The organism is Brevundimonas sp. Bb-A, from assembly GCF_009394735.1.
Classification (GTDB): Bacteria; Pseudomonadota; Alphaproteobacteria; order Caulobacterales; family Caulobacteraceae; genus Brevundimonas; species Brevundimonas aurantiaca.
This window is the reverse complement of sequence record NZ_CP045456.1, coordinates 1,242,172-1,265,074: the sequence shown is the minus strand read 5'-3', so window position 1 is coordinate 1,265,074 and position 22,903 is coordinate 1,242,172. Positions and strand designations below refer to the sequence as shown.

At 68.3% G+C, this 22,903-nt stretch carries 16 protein-coding genes; 9 read left to right on the top strand and 7 right to left on the bottom strand.

Going from position 1 to position 22,903, the window contains the following annotated elements; genetic code table 11:
• The first annotated feature begins 152 nt into the window (after positions 1 to 152).
• The 6 genes from BSP_RS06245 to BSP_RS16190 all read left to right on the top strand — a co-directional run bounded on the left by BSP_RS06245 (position 153) and on the right by BSP_RS16190 (position 6,609).
• Entirely contained in the window at positions 153 to 2,234 is a 2,082-nt protein-coding gene (locus BSP_RS06245) for a S46 family peptidase (protein WP_152949662.1), read from the top strand.
• Positions 2,231 to 2,740, top strand: coding sequence for a GNAT family N-acetyltransferase (locus BSP_RS06240; RefSeq protein ID WP_152949661.1), 510 nt, complete (start codon positions 2,231 to 2,233; stop codon positions 2,738 to 2,740). Before BSP_RS06245 ends, BSP_RS06240 begins: the two co-directional genes overlap by 4 nt.
• Positions 2,741 to 2,972: 232 nt before the next feature.
• Positions 2,973 to 3,548, top strand: coding sequence for a TetR/AcrR family transcriptional regulator (locus tag BSP_RS06235; RefSeq protein WP_152949660.1), 576 nt, complete (start codon positions 2,973 to 2,975; stop codon positions 3,546 to 3,548).
• Positions 3,548 to 5,257 (top strand): MFS transporter, encoded by a 1,710-nt coding sequence (locus tag BSP_RS06230; RefSeq protein ID WP_152949659.1) that lies wholly within the window; start codon positions 3,548 to 3,550, stop codon positions 5,255 to 5,257. The genes BSP_RS06235 and BSP_RS06230 overlap by 1 nt, the downstream gene beginning before the upstream one ends.
• 21 nt (positions 5,258 to 5,278) lie before the next feature.
• A complete protein-coding gene (locus tag BSP_RS06225) occupies positions 5,279 to 6,382 on the top strand; it encodes an HlyD family secretion protein (protein WP_194167011.1) in 1,104 nt (367 codons plus the stop codon).
• Positions 6,383 to 6,432: 50 nt separating this feature from the next.
• Positions 6,433 to 6,609, top strand: a complete 177-nt coding sequence (locus tag BSP_RS16190; RefSeq protein ID WP_182714330.1) for a hypothetical protein — start codon at positions 6,433 to 6,435, stop codon at positions 6,607 to 6,609.
• A gap of 34 nt (positions 6,610 to 6,643) precedes the next feature.
• Here BSP_RS16190 and BSP_RS06220 read toward each other — a convergent pair whose 3' ends face one another.
• The 4 genes from BSP_RS06220 to BSP_RS06205 form a co-directional block, all read right to left on the bottom strand.
• On the bottom strand, positions 6,644 to 6,847 hold the full coding sequence (locus BSP_RS06220; protein WP_152949658.1) for a hypothetical protein: 204 nt from the start codon (positions 6,845 to 6,847) through the stop codon (positions 6,644 to 6,646).
• Between the two features lie 182 nt (positions 6,848 to 7,029).
• Entirely contained in the window at positions 7,030 to 8,466 is a 1,437-nt protein-coding gene (locus tag BSP_RS06215) for an efflux transporter outer membrane subunit (protein ID WP_152949657.1), read from the bottom strand.
• A complete protein-coding gene (locus BSP_RS06210; RefSeq protein WP_054764936.1) occupies positions 8,466 to 11,732 on the bottom strand; it encodes an efflux RND transporter permease subunit in 3,267 nt (1,088 codons plus the stop codon). Before BSP_RS06210 ends, BSP_RS06215 begins: the two co-directional genes overlap by 1 nt.
• 3 nt (positions 11,733 to 11,735) lie before the next feature.
• Positions 11,736 to 12,944 carry an efflux RND transporter periplasmic adaptor subunit gene (locus tag BSP_RS06205; RefSeq protein ID WP_152949656.1) on the bottom strand — a complete coding sequence of 403 codons (1,209 nt, stop codon included), beginning with the start codon at positions 12,942 to 12,944 and terminating at the stop codon, positions 11,736 to 11,738.
• A 169-nt stretch (positions 12,945 to 13,113) separates the two neighbouring features.
• Between BSP_RS06205 and BSP_RS06200 the strand changes: the two genes are divergently transcribed.
• The gene (locus tag BSP_RS06200; protein ID WP_182714328.1) at positions 13,114 to 13,683 is read left to right on the top strand and encodes a TetR/AcrR family transcriptional regulator; all 570 of its coding nucleotides are present in this window, start codon (positions 13,114 to 13,116) and stop codon (positions 13,681 to 13,683) included.
• 70 nt (positions 13,684 to 13,753) lie between these two features.
• On the opposite strand, the gene BSP_RS06195 is transcribed toward BSP_RS06200, so the two are convergent.
• Both BSP_RS06195 and BSP_RS06190 read right to left on the bottom strand, forming a co-directional pair.
• Complete coding sequence (locus BSP_RS06195; protein WP_152949655.1) at positions 13,754 to 15,028, bottom strand: sugar MFS transporter; 1,275 nt, start codon at positions 15,026 to 15,028, stop codon at positions 13,754 to 13,756.
• Between the two features lie 196 nt (positions 15,029 to 15,224).
• Positions 15,225 to 18,026 carry a TonB-dependent receptor gene (locus BSP_RS06190; protein ID WP_227976058.1) on the bottom strand — a complete coding sequence of 934 codons (2,802 nt, stop codon included), beginning with the start codon at positions 18,024 to 18,026 and terminating at the stop codon, positions 15,225 to 15,227.
• Between the two features lie 286 nt (positions 18,027 to 18,312).
• Between BSP_RS06190 and BSP_RS06185 the strand changes: the two genes are divergently transcribed.
• Both BSP_RS06185 and BSP_RS06180 read left to right on the top strand, forming a co-directional pair.
• Positions 18,313 to 20,151 carry an alpha-amylase family glycosyl hydrolase gene (locus tag BSP_RS06185; protein ID WP_152949653.1) on the top strand — a complete coding sequence of 613 codons (1,839 nt, stop codon included), beginning with the start codon at positions 18,313 to 18,315 and terminating at the stop codon, positions 20,149 to 20,151.
• Positions 20,148 to 21,788 (top strand): alpha-amylase family glycosyl hydrolase, encoded by a 1,641-nt coding sequence (locus BSP_RS06180; protein ID WP_152949652.1) that lies wholly within the window; start codon positions 20,148 to 20,150, stop codon positions 21,786 to 21,788. The genes BSP_RS06185 and BSP_RS06180 overlap by 4 nt, the downstream gene beginning before the upstream one ends.
• Before the next feature lie 5 nt (positions 21,789 to 21,793).
• Here BSP_RS06180 and BSP_RS06175 read toward each other — a convergent pair whose 3' ends face one another.
• A complete protein-coding gene (locus BSP_RS06175) occupies positions 21,794 to 22,807 on the bottom strand; it encodes a LacI family DNA-binding transcriptional regulator (protein WP_152949651.1) in 1,014 nt (337 codons plus the stop codon).
• Positions 22,808 to 22,903: the final 96 nt, after the last annotated feature.

The following is a 22,903-nucleotide window of genomic DNA, read 5'->3' as shown; positions in this document are numbered from 1 at the left end:
GCGGGGAGGGGGACCGCGTAGCGGTGGAGGGGCTCTTCACCACCGCACCGGCGCCTGTCATGTATCTCAGAGCCCCTCCGTCACGGCGCGAAGTCGCGCCGCGCCGCCTCCCCATCGCGGAGCGATGGGGAGGAGACTTCAAGGACCATCCCATGCGCCTCGCCCTTCTCGCCTCCGCCGCCGTCGTCGCAGTCGCCTTCGCCACTTCGGCCGGCGCCGAAGAAGGCATGTGGACCTACGACAACTTCCCCATCGCCCGCGCCAATCAGACGCTGGGGACCAATATCGACCAAGCCTTCCTGGACCGCGTCCGCCTGTCCTCGGTCAAGTTCGGCGGTTGTTCGGCGGGCGTGGTCTCGGGCCAGGGCCTGGTGATGACCAACAATCACTGCGTCGCCACCTGCGTCGCCAACCTGTCCACGCCCCAGGTCAACTACGCCGAGACCGGCTTCCTGCCGAAATCGCGCGAGGAAGAGCTGAAATGCCCCGGCGCCACCGCCGAGATCCTGACCGATATCTCGGACGTGACCGAGCGGATGCACAAGGCGGGCGAAGGGCTTGAAGGCCAGGCCTTCACCCAGGCCCGCGACGCCGAGGCCGGTCGGATCGAAAGCGAAGCCTGCGGAAACGACCCCAAGATCCGCTGCCAGGTCGTCAGCCTGTACCGGGGCGGCCAGTTCAAACTCTACAAGTACCGCAAATATTCCGACGTCCGCCTGGCCTGGGCGCCTGAGGATCGGGCCGCCACCTTCGGCGGCGATCTGGACAATTTCTCCTTCCCCCGCTTCGCCGTCGATGCGGCCTTCATCCGCCTGTACGAAGACGGAAAGCCGGTCGAGACCCCGACCCATTTCGCCTGGAACCCAAACAAGCCGACCGAGGGCGAGGCCGTCTTCATCTCCGGCAACCCCGGCGCCACCCAGCGTCTTCTGACGATGGACCAGCTGACCACCATCCGCGACGTGGTGCTGCCGCTGGACCAGTTGATCGCGTCCGAGCTGCGCGGCCGGCTGATCCGCTATTCCGAAGAGGGCGAGGAGCAGGCCTTCATCGCCATGGACCCCATCGTGGGTCTGGAGAACACCTACAAGCGCGGCCGCGGCCGGATGGCCGCCCTGATCGATCCGGCCTTCATGGCTCGTAAAGCCGAGCAGGAAGCCGACTTCCGCGCCCGCGCCGCCGCCTCCGGCGTCGATCCCTGGTCGGCGCTCAGCGCGGTCCAGCCGGTCGCCCGCGAACTCTATCCCTCCATGGCCCTGCTGGAGGGCGGCACAGGCCTGGGCACGACCTCGGTCGCCGGGGGATCGCAACTGTTCAGCTATGCCCGCACCTTGGTGCGCGGCGCCCAGGAGCGGGCCAAGCCGTCCGACCAGCGCCTCCCCGAGTTCGCCGACAGCCGCCTGTCCGGCGTCGAATCCCGCCTGTTCGCCGAACGTCCCACCTATCCCGAGCTGGAGCAGATCCGGCTGGAATGGTGGCTGTCCAAGACCCGGGAGTGGCTGACGGTCGACAACCCTTCCGTCCGCACCCTGCTGGGCAAGGAGAGCCCCGAGGGCCTGTCGGCCCGACTGGTCGCCGGCACCCAGCTGGCCGATCCGGCCGTGCGCCGCGCCCTGTGGACCGGCGGTCTGGCCGCCATCCAGGCCTCGACCGATCCGATGATCCAGTACGCCCTGGCCATCGACGCCGACGCCCGCGCCGTCCGCGACGCCTGGGAGACCCGCGTCCAGGCCCCGACCGACCGCGCCTCGGAACAGCTGGCCGCCGCCCGTTTCGCCGCCTATGGCGACGCCGTCTATCCCGACGCCACCGGCACCCTGCGCCTGACCTACGGCCAGGTCGAAGGCTCCGACGTTCCGGGTCAGCGGTTCGCCGCCTTCACCACCTTCGCCGGCCTGTGGGACCGCGCCACGGGGGCCGCGCCCTTCGCCGTCGCGCCCAAACTGCTGGCGGCCAAGGACCGGATCGACCCGAACGCGGTGATGGACATGGCCGTCTCGACCGACACCATCGGCGGCTCTTCCGGCTCGCCCGCCATCAATGCGAAGGGCGAGATCATCGGCGCCAACTTCGATTCCACCGTCCTGACCCAGCGCAACGCCTATGGCTACGACCGCGCCGTCAACCGCAGCGTCATCGTCACCACACAGGCCGTCACCGTGGCCCTGCGCGACGTCTACGGCATGGACCATCTGGTGCGGGAGCTGGGCGTTTCCCGAGACCGGAGGCGGTGAGCGACATCGCCTTCCGCGCGGCGACACTCGACGACGTCGCCGCGCTTCATCCCCTGATCGAGCGGGCCTATCGGGGCGAGACGGCCAAGGCCGGCTGGACCCACGAGGCGGACCTGCTGTTCGACACCCGCACCAGCGCCGAGGAACTGTCGGCCCTGATCGCCGATCCCGACCGGGTCATCCTGCTGGCCCATCAGGACGGCGCCCTGGTCGGCTGCGTCCAGGTGGCCCGCGTCGACGACGAACGGGCCTATCTCGGAATGCTGACGGTCGAGCCCGGCCTGCAAGCCTCTGGCCTGGGGCGCCGTCTGCTGGCCGCCGCCGAGAGCGAGGCCGTGACCCGCTTCGCCGCCCGCCGCATGGAAATGACCGTCATCCACCGCCGCGCCGAGCTGATCGCCTGGTACGAACGGCGCGGATACCATCTCACCGGCGAAACCCGCCCCTTCCCCGTGGACCCGCCCCGGCCGGACCTGCACTTCGTGGTGCTGGAGAAGGGACTCTAATTTCTTCCTTCTCCCATGGGGAGAAGGTGGCCCGAAGGGCCGGATGAGGGCCCGCCGGCGGGCCAGCTCGCACCGCCGCACCCTCGCCCTTTGGCTGCTGCGCGCCGCCCTTCGGGTCGGGCAAGACTGATCGCTACGCTCTCAGGCGCTCAAGCCCTCTCCCGCTGGGAGAGGAATCTTCGAAGACCTCCCCTTGCAAAACGGACACTCGTGTCCATTTAAGCGCGTCACCATGTCGCGCCCCGCCCCCAAACCTCGCCGCAAGGACGTCATCCACAACCGCGCCGCCCTGCTGGACGCCGCGCGCGCGGTCTTCGCCGACCAGGGTCTGGACGCGCCGCTGGACCTGATCGCGGAAAAGGCCGGCGTCGGACGCGGCACCCTGTATCGCCATTTCGCCGACCGCACCGAACTGGCCCTGGCCGTGCTCGAAGCCGACGTCGCCGACCTGGACCGCCGCACCGCCGAACAGGGCGAGGCGCCGGAGACCTTCTTCTGGTTCCTGGACCGGTTGGCCGAAGACATGGTCCGCAACGCCGGCCTGGCGGGCCTGGTGCGGAACGTTCGGTCGCCCGACGCGCTTACGCCCCTGCGGCAAAGCTTGATGGAGGCGGGCGCCGCCCCTCTGCAACGCGCCCAGGCGGCCGGTCTGGTGCGAAAGGATCTGCGGCCGATGGACATTCGCCTGATCGCCACCCTGCTGGGCGCCGGCTTCCAGGGCGCCGATGAAGCCGAGCGTCAGGCTGTGTCCCAGCGCACCCGCGCCCTCCTCATGGACGGCCTGCGCCCCCGGGCCGAGGCCTCCTGATGGCTCGTCGCGCCGACCACAACTGGCATCTGCCGTGGGACCAGTATCTGGCCACGCTGAAACCCCACGAGCGCCCGACCCTGCCCGGCTCGCCCGCCACGCCCGACCACACGGCCTGGCTGAGGCTTCAGTACGCCCTGACCGGCGTCCTGGTGGCCCTGGTCGGCAGTCTGGGCAATGCGGCTGTGACCGCCAATCTGACGAGTCTTCAGGGCTCTCTGGGAATCACCCCCAGTGAAGCCGCCTGGCTGCCGGTCGTCTTCGTCATGACCAACGCCTGCATGAACCTGATCCTGTTCAAGTTCAGACAGCAGTACGGCCTGCGCCTGTTCACCCAAATCTGCCTGACCGCCTTCGTCGTCACCTGCGCCGCCCACCTGGCGGTCGACAACTATGAGTCCACCCTGTTCGTCCGCGCCGTGGCCGGCACGGCGGCGGCGGGCCTGTCCAGCCTGGGCTTCCTCTATATGATCCAGGCCTTCCCGGCCCGGCACCGGTTGAAGGGCCTGGTGATCGGCATCGGCCTGTCCAGCTTCGCCGTCCCCATCGCTCGCCTGATCATGCCCAGCCTGCTTCAGCTGGACGACTGGCGCGCCTTCTATACCTTCGAACTGGGCATGGCGCTGCTGGCCTGGGCCGCCGTCCAGGTGTTGCGACTGCCCCCGTCCGAGCGGCTGAAACTGTTCGAGCCGCTGGACTTCGTCACCTTCGCCCTGTTCGCCCCCGGCGTGGCCCTGCTGGCCGCCGTTCTGGGCCTGGGCCGGATCGTCTGGTGGACCGAAGCCCCCTGGATCGGCTGGGCTTTGGCGGGGGCGATCCTCCTGCTGACCGCCGCCCTGATGATCGAGTACGACCGCAAGAACCCGCTGATCAACGTCCGCTGGCTGACGGGCCCCGACATCCTGCGTCTGTTCGGCGCCATCCTCCTGATCCGCATCACCCTGTCCGAACAGACCTCGGGCGCCGTGGGCTTCCTGACCGTGGTCGGCCTGGGCCCCGATCAGCTCCACGGCCTCTTCCTGGTCATCCTGCTGGCCATGATGGCCGGGACGGCGGTCGCCGCCCTCACGCTGGACATGACCCGGCTGAACCTGCCCATCGCCATTGCCCTCGGCCTGATCGCCGTCGGCGCCTATATGGACAGTCACGCCACCGTCCTGACCCGCCCGGCCCAGCTCTATGTCAGCCAGGCCCTGGTCGCCTTCGCCTCGGCCCTGTTCGTCGGCCCGGCCCTGCTGATCGGGGTGGGCAAGGTGCTGCAACAGGGCGCCCGCAACATCATCAGCTTCATCGTCATGTTCAGCGTGCTTCAGAACCTGGGCGGCCTGGCCGGTTCGGCCCTGATCGGCACCATCCAGGTGGTGCGCGAGAAATTCCATTCGAACCAGCTGGCCGCCGACATCACCAGCCTGGACCCCCAGGTGGTTCTACGCCTGCGCCAGCTGTCGGGCGCCTATTCGTCCACCATCACCGACCCCGCCCTGCTGAACGCCGAGGGGGCGGCCCTGCTGACGCGCCAGGTGACGCAGCAGGCCAATGTCCTGGCCTATAACGACGTCTTCCTGATCATCGCCGTGGTCGCCGGCCTGGGCGGCGCCTGGGTGACGGCCGTCCATCTGCGCCCCCGCCTCAAGGCGCGCCGTCAGGCGAAACGGGAGGCCCGAAACACGCCCACGCCCGACGCCGCAGCTGTCGCCGCCGCCGACTGATCTCCGAAAGCCCCGAATCCGATGACCGACACAGCCCCCGCTCCCCCCGCTCCCTCCGCTCCGCCCGCCTCTGCCGCCCCTGCCGCGCCGGAACCCCGCAAGCGCGTCCTCTGGGCCGTGGTGGCGGCCATCGTCGCCGTCTTCGCCGTCGGCCTGGTCCTCTATGCCTGGCGGCTGCCGCCCTTCACCGGCCATGTCCAGCGCACCGACAACGCCTATGTGCGCGGCCAGGTGACGATCATCAGCCCCCAGGTCAGCGGCTATGTGACGGCCGTGCCGGTCCAGGACTTCCAGAGGGTCCAGCAGGGCCAGCTTCTGGCCCAGGTCGACGACCGTATCTACCGCCAGAAGCTGGAACAGGCCGAGGCCGCCCTGCACTCCGCAGAGGCGGCCCTGTCCAACTCGACCCAAAGCCAGGCGTCCGCGCGCGGAACCGTGGCCCAGCAACGCGCCTCGATCGCCGCCGCCCAGGCCGCCCTGACCAAGGCCCAGGCCGATGCCGACCGCGCCCGCACCCTGAAGGCCGGCGGCTGGGTGTCGCAATCCAATGTGGACATCGCCGTCGCCGCCCTGCGCAGCGCTCAGGCCCAGCTGGCCCAGGCCCAGGCCGCCGAGGGCGTGGCCCAGACCGGCGTCACCTCGGCCGTGGTCAACCGCGACAGCCTGGCCGCCTCGGTCGAGAACGCCCAGGCCGCCGTCCGTCTGGCCCAGATCGACTTGGCCAACACCCGCATCATCGCCCCCCGCTCCGGCCGCCTGGGCGAGATCGGCGTGCGCCAGGGCCAGTATGTCACCGCCGGAACCCAGCTGATGGGTCTGGTCCCCGACGTGGTCTGGGTCACGGCCAATATGAAGGAGACCCAGATGCGCGACATCCGCATCGGCCAGCCGGTCGAGATCACTGTCGACGCTCTGGGCGGTCAGAGCCTGCGCGGCCGCGTCGAACGCATCGCCCCCGCCGCCGGCAGCGAGTTCAGCGTCATCCGCCCCGACAACGCCACCGGCAACTTCACCAAGGTCGCCCAGCGCATCCCCATCCGCATCCGGCTGGATTCCGGTCAACCGGCCCTGGAGCGCCTGTCGCCCGGCATGTCGGTGGTGGCCAGGGTGGATACCGGTCGCTGACGGAACCCGCCTGCGCGCCCCGCGCTCCCTCATCAGCAAGGGAGACCATCATGGATGACATTCAGACCGAGGGCCGCAAGAAGAACGGCGCTGAGCCGTTGGGCAAGCCGGACGCCCTGACGCCAGAGGCAGACGTGAAGAAGGTGGGCGACCAAGAGCGGCGCAGCGCCGGGCCCGACGGGCCTGATGCGGCCGAAGTGGGCGACACCTTCAAGCGACAGCCCTGATCGTCCCGGCCTGATCACTCCGGTTTGATTTCTCTCATGACCGGCCGTACGACAGGCGCGCGGCCAGCAGATGCACGTCGTGCGCCCGCATCCGTTCGAAATTGCCCAGACCCAGGGCTAAGGCGCGCATCACCTCGGTCTGGCGGGTGTGTTCGGGATGCTGCGGCAAGGACGCCTCGGCCCGCGCCAGCTCCGCATCCAGCTCGGCCATCATATCGGCCAGAATTCCGTCATTCATCTGATCCTCCGTCACGCCGCCGACCGCCGCAGTCGGTTTAAGCACGAGGAGAACAAATTGGGAACACGACACGCCGACGTCCTTGTGGACGATTGTGACTCTCGACGCACGAACGCCGGCGGCCCGAAGGACCGCCGGCGGCCTGCCTTCACTCCCCCCAAGGGACGGAGGATTTTCTCTCGTCAGCTCTCGGCCTGCCAGCCGCCGGCGAGGGCGCGGAACAGGGCGATCTGGTAGGTGGTGACCAGGGCGTCGGACTGGGCCAGGGCGGCGTCGGCGGCGGCCTGGGTGCGTTCGGCGTCCAGCACCACCAGGAAGCTGTCGGCGCCGGCGTTGAAACGCTGACGCGACAGGGTGGCGGCGCGGGCGGCCTGGTCCCGCGCCTCGGTCAGGGCAGCGCGGCGGTCCAGTTCGTTGGCGTAGTTGCTGAGCGCCGTCTCGGTCTCCTGCAGGGCCGTCAGAACCGTCTGGTCGAAGGTCGCCAGGGCGGCGTCCGAGCGGGCGCCGGCGGCCTGGATCTGGGCGCGGGCGGCGAAGACGTTGGGGAAGGACCAGCTGATCAGCGGACCGAAGCTGAAGCGATAGTTCTGGTCGTCGCCCAGTTCGCTCGACTCCAGCGCCGTCGAGCCGAAGGAGCCGCCCAGGCTGATCTGCGGATAGAGGTTGGCGGTCGCCACGTTCACGCGGGCGGCGGCGGCGGCCAGATTGGCCTCGGCCTGACGCACGTCGGGACGACGCGCCAGCAGAGCCGCGCCGTCGCCGACCGGTATCGGCCGGCTGAGCTGCGGCGGCCGGACGCAGGCGGCGGCGGCCTGGTCAGCCTCGGCCGGGGTGCGGCCGGTCAGGGTGGCCAGGCGGAACAGGGCCTCGTTGCGCGACGCCCGCAGGGTCGGCAGGGTCGCCGCCGTCTGGGCCAGGGCCGCACGGGCGCTGGCCACGTCCAGACCGGTCCCCGCCCCGCCGTCGAGCAGGGTCTGGGTCAGGTTGGCGGTATTGCGCTGAAGCTCCAGCGTCCGTTCGGCCACCGCGATCTGGGCGTTGGCCGAGCAGACGTCGGCATAGGCGCGGGCCGTCTCGGCCGCGACCGAGACCTGGACCGTGGCAAGAGCCGCCTCGGCCGCGCGGGCGTCGGCGCGGGCGGCGCGGATGGTGGATTCCACCCGTCCGAACAGATCGACCTCGTAGCTGGCCGCCAGACCGACGTCATAGGTGTCGATCTCGGGGGCGTCCTCGCCGGCGGGCAGGCCGGTGACGGTGGCGGCCGAGGCGCGGCTGCGCTGGGCCTGAGCGCTGGTCGTTGTGCTGGGGAAGCGGCCGACGCGGGCTTCGGACAGGGACGCTCGAACCGCGCGCAGATTGGCGAAGGCCGCCTCCAGCTCGTTGTTCTCGGCGAAGGCCTGACGGATCAGGCCGTCCAGGGTCGGATCGTCGTACAGCCGCCACCAGTCGTCGCGGGCCGGGGCCGCGGCGGTCACGGCCGGATTGGCCGCGCCGACGAAGCCGCCGGTCCCCGAGGTCGGCAGAGCCGCCTCGGGCGCCTTGGGCCCGACCGCGCAGGCGGCGAGCAGGGCGCCGGCGGCTGCGGCGGTCAGGAAGCTGAGGGTCTTGGTGCGGGTCATCAGATGTCCCCTCCCCGACCCGTGGCCGGAGCCGGCGCATTAGGATCGGTCAGGCTGGAAGTTTGATCGTAACGGACGGTCTCGGCGCCGGTGGGCGTCGGCGTCTTGCCCTGCGGCAGTTTGGACGACAGCCAGCGGGTGACGACATAGAAGACCGGGGTGAAGATCAGGCCGAAGAAGGTCACCCCCAGCATGCCGGAGAAGACCGCCGTGCCGAGCGACTGGCGCATTTCGGCGCCGGGCCCGCTCGCCAGCATCAGCGGCACGACGCCGAGGATGAAGGCGAAGGAGGTCATCAGGATCGGGCGCAGACGGGTCCGGGCCGCGGCCACGGCCGCGTCGAACCGGTTCATGCCCTGCTCTTCTTCGGCCTGTTTGGCGAACTCCACGATCAGGATGGCGTTCTTGGCCGCCAGCGCGATCAGAACCACCAGGCCGATCTGGACCAGGATGTTGTTGTCCAGCCCCCGCAGGTTCACACCGATGATGGCGGCCAGCAGACACATGGGCACGATCAGGATGACCGCCAGCGGAAGCGTGAAGGCTTCATACTGGGCCGCCAGCACCAGGAAGACGAAGACCACGGCCATCAGGAAGATCATGGTCGCGCCCGAACCGGCCGCCTTCTGCTGGTAGGCCAGCTCGGTCCACTCGTAGGTGAAGCCTTGCGGCAGGGTGCTGGTCGCCATCTGCTCCATGACCTGAAGGGCCTGGCCGGAGGAGACCCCCATGGCCGGATTGCCCTGCAGCTCGGACGCCGGGAACAGGTTGTAGCGGACCACGCGCGACGGGCCGGAGTCATTGACCAGATTGGCCACCGACCCGATCGGCACCATGGCCCCACTGGAGGAGCGGGTCTTCAGGTTGGCGATGTCGGCGATGTCGTCGCGGTACTGGGGCTCGGCCTGGGCGGTCACCCGATAGGTGCGGCCCAGAAGGTTGAAGTCGTTGACGTAGGACGAGCCCAGATAGACGCCGAGTGTGTCGAAGACGGCGCTGGGCTGGACGCCCATCATCAGGGCCTTGTCGCGATCGACGTCGGCCGAGATGCGGGGCGAGCCGGTGTTGTAGGTCGAGAAGACCTGGCTGACCTGATCCGGGGCCTGGGCGGCGGCGCCCATCATGGCGAAGGTCGCCCCCTCCAGCGCGCGATAGCCGGCGCCCGAGGTGTCCTGGATCATCATCTTGAAGCCGTTGCCGTTGCCCAGACCCTGGACCGCCGGCGGGGCGATGACGAAGATCTGCGCGTCCTCGATCTGACCCGTGGCCTGGGTGATGGCCCCGGCCAGGGCGGCGGCGGCCTCTTCCTTGGAGCGTTCTTCGAAGGGATCGAGGCGCACGAAGATGGTGGCGGCGTTCGATCCGAACGAGAAGCTGGCGCCGTCCAGGCCCGCGAAGGCCACGGTGCCGTTGACCCCGTCGGTGCCCTCGATGATCTGACGGGCGCGGGTCATCACCGCCTCCGTCCGGTCCAGGGAGGCGCCGGCCGGCAGCTGAATCACGCCGATCAGGAAGCCCTGATCCTGTTCGGGAATGAAGCCCGAGGGGGTGTCGACCAGACGCCAGGCGGTCAGGCCCAACAGACCGGCGTACAGGATCAGCACGATGCCGACCGTGCGCACCAGACGCGCCGTCAGACGACCATAGCGGTCCGACAGCCAGTCGAAGCCCTCGTTGAACTTCCGTCCGCCCCAGCCGACGTAATAGACGGCGGTCCCCAGGACGCCGGGCTTGCGCACCGGGCCGTGGTCCTTGTCGTGCGGCTTCAGCAACAGGGCGGCCATGGCCGGCGACAGGGTCAGGGAGACGAACAGGGAGATGACCGAGGCCGAGGCGATGACCACGGCGAACTGGCGGTAGAAGATGCCCGGAATGCCCGGCACGAACATGGTCGGCACGAACACCGACACCAGCACCAGGCCGATGGCGATCAGGGCGCCCGAGACCTCCTGCATCGATCGATAGGCGGCTTCCTTGGGCGACAGACCCTCGCTGATCGCCCGCTCCACATTCTCGACCACGACGATGGCGTCATCGACGACGATGCCGACCGCCAGAACCAGAGCGAACAGGGACAGGGAGTTGATCGAATAGCCGAGCGCCAGCTGCACTGCGAAGGTGCCGACCAGGGCGACCGGGATGGCCACGATCGGAATGATGGCCGCGCGCCAGGTCTGAAGGAAGACCATGACCACGATCACGACCAGGACCACGGCCTCGATCAGGGTGTGCTGAACCGACTCAACCGAGGCGGCGACAAATTCGGTGGGGTTGTAGGGCACCGAGACCTGCATCCCGGCCGGCAGTTCGGCCTTGACGGCCTCGACCTCGGCCAGGACCCGATCGGCGGTGCCGAGCGCATTAGCGCCCGGCTGCTGCACGATGGCCAGGCCGACGCCGCGCTGGCCGTCAAAGAAGCCGCGAATGCCGTAGTCCTGGGCCCCCAGTTCGATCCGCGCCACGTCGCGCAGATAGGTGACACGGCCCTCGCTGTCGGTCTTCAGAACGACGTTGGAGAACTGGTCGGGATCGGTCAGACGGCCTTGGACCTGGACCGGCAGTTGGAAGGCCGAGGCGCTGTTCGGGAAGGGCGGCTGGCCGATGGAGCCGGCGGCGGCCTGGACGTTCTGGGCCCGCAGGGCGGCGACGATGTCCGGCCCGGTCAGGCCGCGCTCGGCCGCCTTGGCCGGGTCGATCCAGACCCGCATCGAATAGTTGCCGCCGCCGAAGACCTGGACCGCGCCCACGCCTTCGATCCGCAGCAGGCGGTCCCGCAGGGTCGAGTTGGCGTAGTTGCCGACATAGTCGTTGTTCAGCGAGCCGTCGGGCGAGGTCAGCCCCAGGATCATCAGGAAGCCGCTCTCGGCCTTGTTGACGACCACGCCGGTTTGGCGGACCGCCTCGGGCAGACGCGGTTCGGCCAGGGCCACGCGGTTCTGGACGAGCACCTGGGCGGCGTCCAGATCGGTGCCCGGCTGGAAGGTGACGGTGATCGCCACCGCCCCGTCCGAGGTGGACGAGGAGGTGATGTAGAGCATGTCCTCGACGCCGTTCACCTCCTGCTCGATGGGGGCGGCGACGGTCTCGGCCAAGGTTTCGGCCGAGGCGCCGGGATAGGCGGCGTTGATGGTGATCGTCGGCGGCGCGATCTCCGGATACTGCGACAGGGGCAGCAGCGGATAGGCGAAGACGCCGACAATGGTGATCACCACCGCGATCACGGCCGCGAAGATCGGCCGGTCGATGAAGAAGCGGGATATGTTCATGGCTTAGTCGCCGGTCGAAAGGCTGGTGGCGAACGAGGCGGTGGAGGCCGGGGCCGCCTGGGTGACCGGGGCGTCCGGCGCCTGTTGGGCGACGGGTTGGATCTTGCCGGTCTTGGGCGTGACCTTGGAGCCCGGCTGGGCGGCGCGTTGCAGGCCGGCGATGATGACGCGGTCGGTCGGGGCCAGACCCGACTTGATCACGCGCAAACCTTGGACGATCGGACCCAGTTCGACGGGCTTGGTCGTGACCGACCCGTCGGCGTTGACGACCGAGACGACGCGGCGCGCCTGATCGGTGCCGACGGCGGTGTCGGGCACCAGCAGGGCGTCATAGGAGCCGGCGCCGGCGACCTGGGCGCGGCCGAACAGGCCGGGGCGCAGGAAGCCGTCGGCGTTCGGCACGATGGCGCGCATGCGGATCACGCCGGACGAGGTGTCCAGGGCGTTGTCCGAAAAGTCCAGCCGGCCGGTGCGGGTGAAGCCGCTCTCGTCCTGCAGGCGGATGCGGACCGGGGCGCCCTGGCTGGCGCCGCCGTCTCGCATATATTTCAACAGCACCGCTTCCGAACCGTCGAAGACGAAGTGGATCGGACCGCCCGAGACGATGGTGGTCAGGACGTCGCCCGCCGAGGAGCCGCCGGCGACCAGATTGCCCGGATCGACGCGACGATCCGAGACCCGGCCCGAGGTCGGCGCCGTGACGCGGGTGTATTCCAGGTTCAGCTGGGCGGTGCGAACGGCGGCGTTGGCCGCCGCGAGATTGGCCTGGGCCGCATCGACCGCCGCCTTGTTGGCGTCATATTCGGCCCGGGAAACGGCCTGGGAGGCCAGCAGGGTCTCGCTGCGCGCCAGATTGGCGCGGGCCAGGGTCAGCTGCGACTGCATCTGGGCGACCTGGGCCTGGGCCTGGGCCAGGGCGGCCTGGGCGGGGCGCGGGTCCAGGGTGAAGAGCAGCTGGCCCTTCTGGACCATCTGGCCGTCGCGGAAATGGACCGCCTGGATATAGCCGCCGACGCGGGCGCGGACATCCACGCTCTCGATCGCTTCGAAGCGTCCCGTGAACTCGTCCCAGTCCACCACCTTCTGCTGCAGAGGCGTGGCCACCGTCACCGGCGGGGCGCCGCCGGGCGCCTGGCCCTCGGCCTTGGGGGAACATCCATAAAGCGCGCCCGTCACCATGACGGACACGGCCGCAATCTTCAGCCCGCGCATCTGCGCAATCTCCCTGTCGGAGGTAAATCCCTGTCGTGCGGATGAGGACCGGTGGGGAGCCGGCCTTGTCAACGCATGGTGACTTAATGGGTGGCGTCGTGACGCTTGTCAACAGGCGTTGACAAAGCCATATGGAGGCTACGGTTATTCATTCTGGAGTGTCGCCCCCTTGTTATGTCCCGGCCCCCGCCCGAGGAACGCCGCCGCCACCCGCACGGCCATCCTCGAAGCAGCACGCGACCGTTTCGCGGCCGAGAGCTATGACGATGTGGGCATGCGCGACATCGCCCGCGACGTCGGCGTCGATGCGGCCCTGATCAGCCGCTATTTCGGCTCCAAGGACGATCTGTTCCTGGCGGCCCTGGACAGCTGCAGCGACGGCAGCACCCTGATGTCGGGCGACAAGTCCGAGTTCGGCCGGCGCGTCGCCCACGAGATCGTCTTCGAGCCCAAGAAGGCTGAAAAGCTGAAGGGCATGGCGATCATGCTGCGCTCCATCGGCTCGAACAAGGCCGCTGAAATGGTTCAGAACACCTGCACGGCCCGCTTCTTCGGCCCGCTTGAGGAATGGATCAGCGGACCAGACGCCCGGGTCCGCGCCCGCCTCTTGGCCGGATTCATCATGGGGATGTCGGTCAGCCGCGAACTGGGCGGCGGCAGTTTCAACATCGACCAGGCCGACTGCGAAAAGATGCGCGACCGCCTGGCCCCGATCCTTCAGGGCCTGATCGACGGCTGACCGTCCGCGCGGAAATGAAAAGGGCGCGGAGATGGCTCTCCGCGCCCTTTGTCGTGTCTGAAGACCGGCCTCAGTGCGAGACGGTGGTCGTCACCTCGGTCTTGGCCTTGGTGCGGATGCAGGCCACGGCGAAGATCGTCAGGCCGACATAGCCCAGCATCGGCACGACGAAGGCCGGCTGAAGCGCGCCGGCGGCGTCGGCGATGCGCGCCGCCACCTGGGGCAGCAGGGCGCCGCCGATGATGCCGAAGACCAACAGGCCCGAGGTGGCCGAGGTGGGGGCGGTGGACCGCTCCAGGGTCAGGGTGAAGATGGTCGGGAACATGATCGAGTTGAACAGGCCGATCGACAGGGCCGCATAGGCCGCCGTCGGTCCGCCGATCCGGCTGACGACGAAGCAGAGGACCGCCGCCGTCACGGTGCAGACCGCCAGGACGATTCCCGGCCGGACCTGGGTCAGAACGAGCGAGCCGATGAAGCGGCCGACCATGGCGCCGCCCCAGTAGAGGGCGACCATCTTGCCCGCCGTCTCGATCGGCGCGTTCAGGGTCTCGGGGCTTTCGAGGAAGTTGGTCAGCATGCCGCCGATGGCCACTTCAGAACCGACGTAGAGGAAAATGGCCAGGGCGCCGAAGATCGCCCAAGGCGAGGTCAAGGCCTTCAGCGGCGAGACCGCCTGGGTGGCGGCCGGCGCCGCTGCATTGATCTTCTTGCGGGCGGTGAAGATGAAGAAGGCCACCACGGCGAAGAAGGCGCCCATGCCCAGGAAGGCCATGTCGATGCTGCGCAGCGACTGGGTGCGGGTGGCGGCCGTGACCACGGCGCCGGCGGCGAAGACGCCGCCCGTCAACAGGACGTGCGACCCCAGCCACGGACCGACCGTGGTGCCCAGGGAGTTGAAGGCCTGGGACAGATTCAGACGGCTGGAGGCGCCCTTGGGCGCGCCCAGTTCAGCCACCAGCGGATTGGCCGCGACCTGAAGCAGGGTGACGCCCGAGGCGATGACGAACAGGGCGATCAGCACGCCCGGATACCAGTCGGCGGCCGTCGCGGCCGGCACGATCAGACAGCCCGCCACCATGACGACCAGGGCGCCGATGATCGAACGGCTGTAGCCCAGCCGGCCCAGCACCGCCGCCGCCGGCAGGGACATCAGTCCATAGGCGATGAACCAGGCGAAGGTCGTCAGAAAGGCCTCGGCGTTGTTCAGATCGAACACCCGCTTCACCGCCGCGATCAGCGGATCGATCAGCGAGGTGGCGAAGCCCCAGGCGAAGAAGAGCGTGGTGACATAGGCGAAGGCCAGGCCTGTGCCCTGACGTCTTGCGGCCTCTGGTGCGGACATGAATATTCCCCCTTACGGATGATACGAAGACGCCGCGCTGTGCCCGCGCGGTTCTGATCGCCTTGGTTCGGCCATAGCGGACGCGCCGTCCAGCGGAAAAAGGGCGCCTGTAACCAAACTTTGGCGCGCAACAGTCCCACAAAAGAAAAAAGGCCGCCTCGTTTCCGAGGCGGCCACAGTTTGCTCAGGGGAGAAATCAGAAGCGGTAGTTCATGCCCACCGCGAAGGTCCGGCCATAGCTCTGATAGTCGATGGTCCGGCGCTCATCGCCGTTTTCGAAGGTCTTGAACGGCTCGTCGGTCAGGTTGTTGACCTGGGCCAGGATCGACAGGCCTTCCAGCGGACCGGATTGGAACTCATAGCCGATCTGGGCGTCGACCACGGTTTCCGCCGCGACCGACCGCAGGGTGCGGCCGTTGCCGAAGCCGGCGACCTCGCCCAGGAAGTCCGACCGGTAGCGACCCGAGACCCGCGCCTGGAAGCCGTAACGCTCATAATAGAGGGTGCCGTTGACCACCGTCTCCGACAGGCCCGGCAGGGTGGTCGGGGCCTGGGTCGGGTCGGGCTGGACCTCGCTGTCGGTCGCCGAGGCGCTGAAGACGCCCCCGAAGCCTTCGAGCGCGGGGTGGAGCAGGTCGAACGGAGCCGACACCGAGAACTCCAGACCCTTGATCCAGCCGCCGTCGCCGTTGTCCGGCGCACCGACCAGACCTTGGCGCAGAGCCGGTTCGGGGTTGGTCGGCGAGATCACGCCGATCGGATAGCCGCTGAAGTCGAAGATCTGGTTGCGGTTATAGACGTAGCTTTCGAGGTGTTTGTAGAAGCCGGCCAGCGAGACATAGCCTCGGCGGTTGGCGAAATACTTCTCGAACGACAGGTCCGCGACGTCGGCGATATAGGGCCGCAGTTCCGGATTGCCGCCGCCGCCGCCCCACGGCGAACGGTTGATGTCCGTCGATTGGGCCAGGCTGGTGTTGTAGCTGTAGTTCCGCGAGGCGCGCATGTCGTCCATCCGCGGACGCGCCAGGGTGCGCGAGACCGCAAAGCGGGCGAACATGTCGTCGCCGACCTCCAGGATGAAGTTGGAGCTTGGCAGGATCTCCAGATATTCCGCACCGCCGTTGACGGCGACCGTTTCGGCCACGCCGGGGCCCACCTGCCGCGCCGAGAAGCCGCTGGAGCTCTGATCCGTATAGACGAACTGCATGCCGACATTGCCGGTCAGGGGCATGCCGAACAGTTCGTGGTCGATGTTGGCGCGGATATAGGCGGTAGAGACCTTTTCAGTCACTTCCCAGTTGCCGGCGGCGACGTCGGCGTTGGGGTTGCGAACCCGATCCAGCAGGCCGCTGTTGACCACGCCCAGGGCGTCATAGCTCAGCACCTGCGAGATGCCGAGATAGCCCAGGTCGGTCGGGGCCAGCAGATATTCCGACGGCACGAACAGATCGCCGCCGCCGGGGACGCCGATATAGTACTGGTCGTTGACGAAGCTCTTGTTGCGCTCGGTATAGTTCAGGCCGAAGTCGATGGAGCTGAACGGGCTCTGGTGCAGAGTCCGCTTGGCGGTGATGCGGGCCGCCTTCAGCTCGTCCTCGATCGAGGGCGTGTTCATATAGCCGACCTGGCCGCCCGGAATGACGTCCGAACCCCAGCCCTGGGCCGAGGTGATGCGGATCAGGCTGGCGTCGGCGTAGTCGAGCCGGCTGTTGAACCGGGTCACCCCGTCGTCGGTCAGTTCGAAGCCCAGGGTGTCCAGGGCGCCGTTGATGTTGCGGCCCGTCCCGGCGTTGGTCTCCAGGATGATGTCGTCACGCTCGACCTTCGAATAGCTGAGGTCCAGACCCAGGGTCCAATCGTCATTGGCGACGAATTCGGTGTTCCAGCCCAGGGCGGTGATGTTGCTGTCGCGCTTGTTCAGGTCGTTGCGGACCACGCCCTTGATGTTGTCCCAGGTGCCGGCGACGATCAGGCCGTCTTCCACGGTGTAGCCGGGGCGCAGCGACGGCGCCGGACGGCAGACGGGCGAGGCGACGTTGACGGTGCAGTCGCCCGACGATCCGCCCCAAGCCAGCGGGAATTCGATGCCGCGCAGGACCTGGGTGTTCTTGAACTCGGAATAGAAGGCGTCGATCGTCGAATGGATGCGGTCGTTCGGGCGCCATTCCAAGACGCCCATATAGCCGTCGCGCTCCAGCTCCGAGGACATGACGTAGGGCTTGACCCCGCCGGTCAGCAGATTGCCGTCGGAATAGGTGGGATAGCCCCAGGCGTTGAACCGCTCGGACTGATAGGGCGAGCTCATGTGGGCGTAGCCCAGGGCGACGCCCAGGGTGCCGTCCATGAACTGGTCGATGTAGGAGACGGTGTAGCGGTCGCCGCTGTCGGTCGTGCCCGAGTTCAGGGCGCCGATGTCGTTCCACTCATGCCGATAGTTCAGGGCGATTGCCTGACGGCCGTAGGCCAGGGGCCGCACGGTGCGCAGATCGACCGAGCCCGCCAGACCCTGACCCAGCAGGGCCGCATCCGGGGTCTTGTAGACGACAACGCTGCCCAGCAGTTCCGACGGGAACTGGTCGAATTCGACGCCGCGGTTGTCGCCGGTGGTGACCAGTTCGCGGCCGTTCAGCAGGGCGGTGGTGAAGTCCGGGCCCAGGCCGCGGATGGAGATCTGCTGGCTGCGGCCGTCAAGGCGCTGCATCGTCACGCCGGGCAGGCGCGCCAGGGATTCGGCGATCGAGACATCCGGCAGCTTGCCGATGTCTTCGGCGGAGATGACTTCGACGATCGAGGTGTTGTTGGCCTTGGCCGAGATCGAGGCCTCGATCGAGCGACGGATGCCGGTGACGACGATTTCGCCGACTTCGGTCGGCGCTTGATCGGCCTGTTGGCCGGTGGTCGCGGTTTGAGCCTGCGCCGCACCGACGGCGACGAAGGCGGCGGCGCCGACAGCAGCGCCCGACAGCAGGCGCACGCGCCGGTTAAGACGTAGAGACATGGTCATCCTCCCTGGGGGCCGCCGCGATTCTGAATGTCGCAGCCGAAGCCTTCGCAAAAATATGCAAATCTTGGACAAGGTTGCAAGCCGTTAATGTGGGCGACGCATTTTCGTCGCACTCTCCAGAGCTACAAAAGCCCGGTATACGCGGATATACGGACGGATAAGGCCAAGCTTTCGCTGCATTGCATCATTCCAATCCGCGTTGACAGGCGGCCCCAGGACTGCAAAATCTTGCAAATCGATCTGGAAGGCTTTGCACTTTCCAGACAGGAGGACCGACAGGATGAGCCTTGCCCCCCGCAAGACGAACCGCGCCCGCGCCTTGGCCGCAGCGACGGCTCTGATGGCGAGCCTTTCGGCCCTGCCCTTTCAGGCCCGCGCCGAGGCCCCGGCCGCGTCGCCCGCAGCCGACGCCCTGACGGCGCTGCGTCAGCGTCCGCCGCAGGACGAGGTCATTTACTTCCTGCTGCCCGACCGGTTCGCCAACGGCGATCCCGCGAACGACCACGGCGGCTACGCCCCCGAGCGGCTGAAAAGCGGCTTTGATCCGTCGGACACCGACTTCTACCACGGCGGCGATCTCGCCGGGGTGACGCAGCGGCTGGACTATATTCAGGGCCTGGGCGCCACCGCCGTCTGGCTGGCCCCCGTGTTCAAGAACAAGCCGGTGCAGACGCACAACGGCTACACCGGCGCGGCGCACCACGGTTACTGGATCACCGACTTCACGGTCGTCGATCCCCATTTCGGCGACGAGGCGGCGATGCGGGCCCTGGTCGATGCGGCCCATGCGCGGGGCATGAAGGTCTATCTGGACATCGTCGCCAACCACACGGCCGACGTCATCCGCTACCGCGAATGCCCGGACCGGCCGTGCGAATACCGCAGCCGGGCCGACTATCCCTACACCCGCCGCGGCGGAGTGGACGGGGCGGCGATCAACGCGGGCTTCGACGGACGGGACTTCTCGCGCCTGACCCGGCCCGACTACGCCTACACCCCCTATGTCCCGGCGGGCGAAGAGACCGCCAAGGTCCCGGCCTGGCTGAACGACCCGATCCACTATCATAACCGGGGCGACAGCACCTTCGCGGGCGAAAGCTCGCTGGACGGGGATTTCGCCGGTCTGGACGATCTGCTGACCGAAGACCCCGTCGTGGTCCAGGGCATGATCGACGTCTTCGGCGGCTGGATCGACAAATACGGGATCGACGGCTTCCGCATCGACACCGCCCGCCACGTGAACCCCGAGTTCTGGCAGGCCTTCATCCCCGCCATGCTGGAGCGGGCGCGGGCCAGGGGCATCCCGAACTTCCATATCTTCGGCGAGGTGTTCGACGCCGATCCGGCCGTCACGGCGCGGTTCACGCGGGAGGACGCCTATCCGGCCGTGCTCGACTTCCCCTTCCAGAAGACGGCGGTGGAGGTCGCATCCGGCAAGACGGGGACCGACGCCCTGGCCCGACTGTTCGCCGCCGACGCGATCTACGCGAAGGGCGCCGAGACCGCCGCCGTCTTGCCGACCTTCCTGGGCAATCACGACATGGGCCGGGTCGGCTTCTTCGTGAAACAGGCCAATCCCGACGCCGACGAGGCCGAGATCCTGGCCCGGGTGAAACTGGCCCACGCCCTGATGATGTTCAGCCGCGGCGTGCCGACCCTCTATTACGGCGACGAACAGGGCTTCGCCGGCGCCGGCGGCTATGGAAACTCGCGCCAGGACATGTGGCCCAGCCGCACCCAGGTCTATGCGGCGGAACAGCCGGTCGGCGGACGGCAGACGCCCTATTCCACGACAGCGCCCCTCTACACAGCCATCGCCGAAATGGCCCGAATTCGCGCCGCTGATCCCGCCCTGCGCCGGGGCCGACAGGTTGTTCGCGCGGCGGGCGACGCGCCCGGAATCTTCGCCCTGTCCCGCCTGGATGAAGCCGGCGGGGAGACCCTGGTCCTCTTCAACAGCTCGACCGCCGAGGTGACGGCCCAGGTCGAGGTGGAGCCCGGTTCGCTGCGGTGGCAAGCTGTGCGCGGCGACTGCGAATCCTTGGCCTCGGCGCCGGCCAGCTACGCCGTCCGCATTCCTCCTCTCGACTACCTGATCTGCAAGAGCACGCCCCAGTGAACGCCCACAGCCTCGACCTCGCGACCGCCGCCCAGCCGGCGACCGCCCATCACGAATGGTGGCGGGGCGCCGTCCTGTACCAGATCTATCCGCGCAGTTTCGCCGATGCGAACAACGACGGGGTCGGCGACCTGAAGGGGATCACCGATCATCTGGATCACGTCGCCTCGCTGGGCGTGGACGGCATCTGGCTGTCGCCCTTCTTCACCTCGCCGATGAAGGACTTCGGCTATGACGTCGCCGACTATTGCGACGTCGATCCGATCTTCGGGACACTGGCCGATTTCGACGCCCTGGTGGCGCGCGCCCATGCGCTGGGCCTGAAGGTCGTGATCGACCAGGTCTTCTCCCACACCTCGGACGAGCACCCTTGGTTCCTGGACAGCCGAGCCTCGCGCTCGGGCCCGCACGCCGACTGGTACGTCTGGGCCGACGCCAAGCCGGACGGATCGCCGCCGTCGAACTGGCAGTCGGTGTTCGGCGGCCCGGCCTGGACCTGGGACGCGCGGCGCGGCCAGTACTATATGCACAACTTCCTGGCCTCGCAGCCGCAGCTGAACGTCAGGAACCCCGAGGTCCAGGACGCCCTGATCGCAGCGGCGCGCTTCTGGCTGGACCGGGGCGTCGACGGCTTCCGCCTGGACGCCATCAACTTCTCCATCCACGACCTGAAGCTGACCGACAATCCGCCGATCAAGGACGGCAAGAAGCGCACCCGGCCCTTCGACTTCCAGGACAAGATCTACAACCAGAGCCAGCCGGAGATCCTCGGCTTCCTGAACCGGATCCGCGCCCTGACCGACAGCTATGAGGGGCGGTTCACCGTGGCCGAGGTCGGCGGCGATCACGCCGATCGCGAGATGAAGGAATACACCGCCGGGACCGATCGCCTGCACTCGGCCTATGGCTTCCTGTATCTGTACGCCGACACGCTGAAGAGCGAACTGGTCGCGCGGGGCGAGACCATGTGGCCGGATCAGCAGGGCGAAGGCTGGCCGTCCTGGACCTTCTCCAACCATGACGCGCCGCGCGCCGTGTCACGCTGGGCGCAAGGGCGGGACCGCAAGGCCTTCGCCGAGATGGCCCTGATGCTGCTGGTCTGCCTGCGCGGCAATGTCTTCGTCTATCAGGGCGAGGAGCTGGGCCTGCCCCAGGCCGAGGTGCCGTTCGAGCGGCTGGTCGATCCCGAGGCCATCGCCAACTGGCCCGAGACCCTGGGCCGCGACGGCGCCCGCACCCCCATGCCCTGGCATGCGGATCAGGCCAACGCCGGCTTCTCGACCGTCGAGCCCTGGCTGCCGGTCGACGCCCGCCATCTGCCGCTGGCGGTGGATGCGCAGGAGGCCGACCCGGCCGCGACCCTTCACGTCGCGCGGCGGATGATCCGGCTGCGTCATCAGCACCCGGCCCTGCGCTTCGGCGGCATGACGCCGATCGAAACCTCGGACCTGCTGATGTTCGAACGCCGGGAACGCGGCGGCGGCGAAGAGCGGCTGCTGTGCGTCTTCAACCTGGGCCATGAGCGGATCGACTGGAGCCCGCCCGCAAACGCGACGCGGATCGAGACGATCAACTGGACCGAGGCCGACGGCGCCGCCCTGCCTCCGCTCGCCGGCCTGGTCTTCAGACTGGCATGAGCCGTTCAGCCGCCACAGGTCTCGCGCACGATCAGGTCGGTGGGCACCCGTTCCGACCGACCGGCCGTCGCGCCACCGTGGTCCAGCAGCTTGGACACCATCAGCCGTCCGGCCTTCATCGTGTCCTGGGCGATGGTGGACAGGGCCGGGCGCGAGTAGCGGCTGAAGGGCACATTGTCGAAGCCGATGACGGAGACGTCGCCGGGCACGGTCAGGCCGGCGTGTTCCAGCGCGCGCACCGCGCCCAGGGCGATCTGGTCGGAGGCCGCCACCACCCCGTCGAACCTGACGCCCCGACGCACCAGGGCGTCCACGGCGGCCTCGGCGGACTCGACCTCGAAATGGGCGGGCACGATCAAGTCAGGATCGACCGACAGGCCCGCCGCCTCCAGCGCCTCCAGATAACCGCGGTGCCTCTGCATGGCCTCGGGCGGATCCAGATCGCCCAGGAAGACGATCCGCGTGCGGCCCAGTCGCGCCAGGTGCGAGGTCGCGCGGCGACCGCCCGAGAAGTTGTCCGATCCGATCGAGCAGTAGTCCTGCTCCGGCAGGTCGGCGCCCCAGACCACGAAGCGATGGTCGCCCGCCGCCAGCCGGTTGAAGGCGCCGTGCAGGCTGGACTGGCCCAGGAAGATCACGCCGTCCGCACGACTGGTGTTCATCGCCGCCGCCAGCTCGTCATAGGTGGCGGGCGAGATGTGGCTCATCAGCAGGTCGCAGCCCCGTTCGCGCGCCGCCTCGCCCACCCCGGCCAGAAGCTCCAGGAAGAAGGGGTCCGAGATCCGGCCCTCCCGCCCCTGGGGTCGCGGCGTCACCAGGGCGATCGTGCCCTGGGCCCCGATCGGTCCGGCGGGCATGTAGCGGCGGAAGGGGTAGTCGTGCTCCTTCGCCAGCTTCCAGATCAGCTGCTTGGTGCGGTCGTTGACCGCAGGACTGTCATTCAGCGCTCGGGAGGTGGTGGCGACGGAGACGCCGGCCAGGCGGGCGATGTCTTCAAGGCGGGTTGTCTTGCGGCTCAAGGTCGCGGGTCCTCAGCACAGGCTTTCAGGCCTGCAAATTTTTCTGCAAACATTTCAGCCACCGTTCGCGGCGGTTGGCAAGAGGCGGCGTAACGG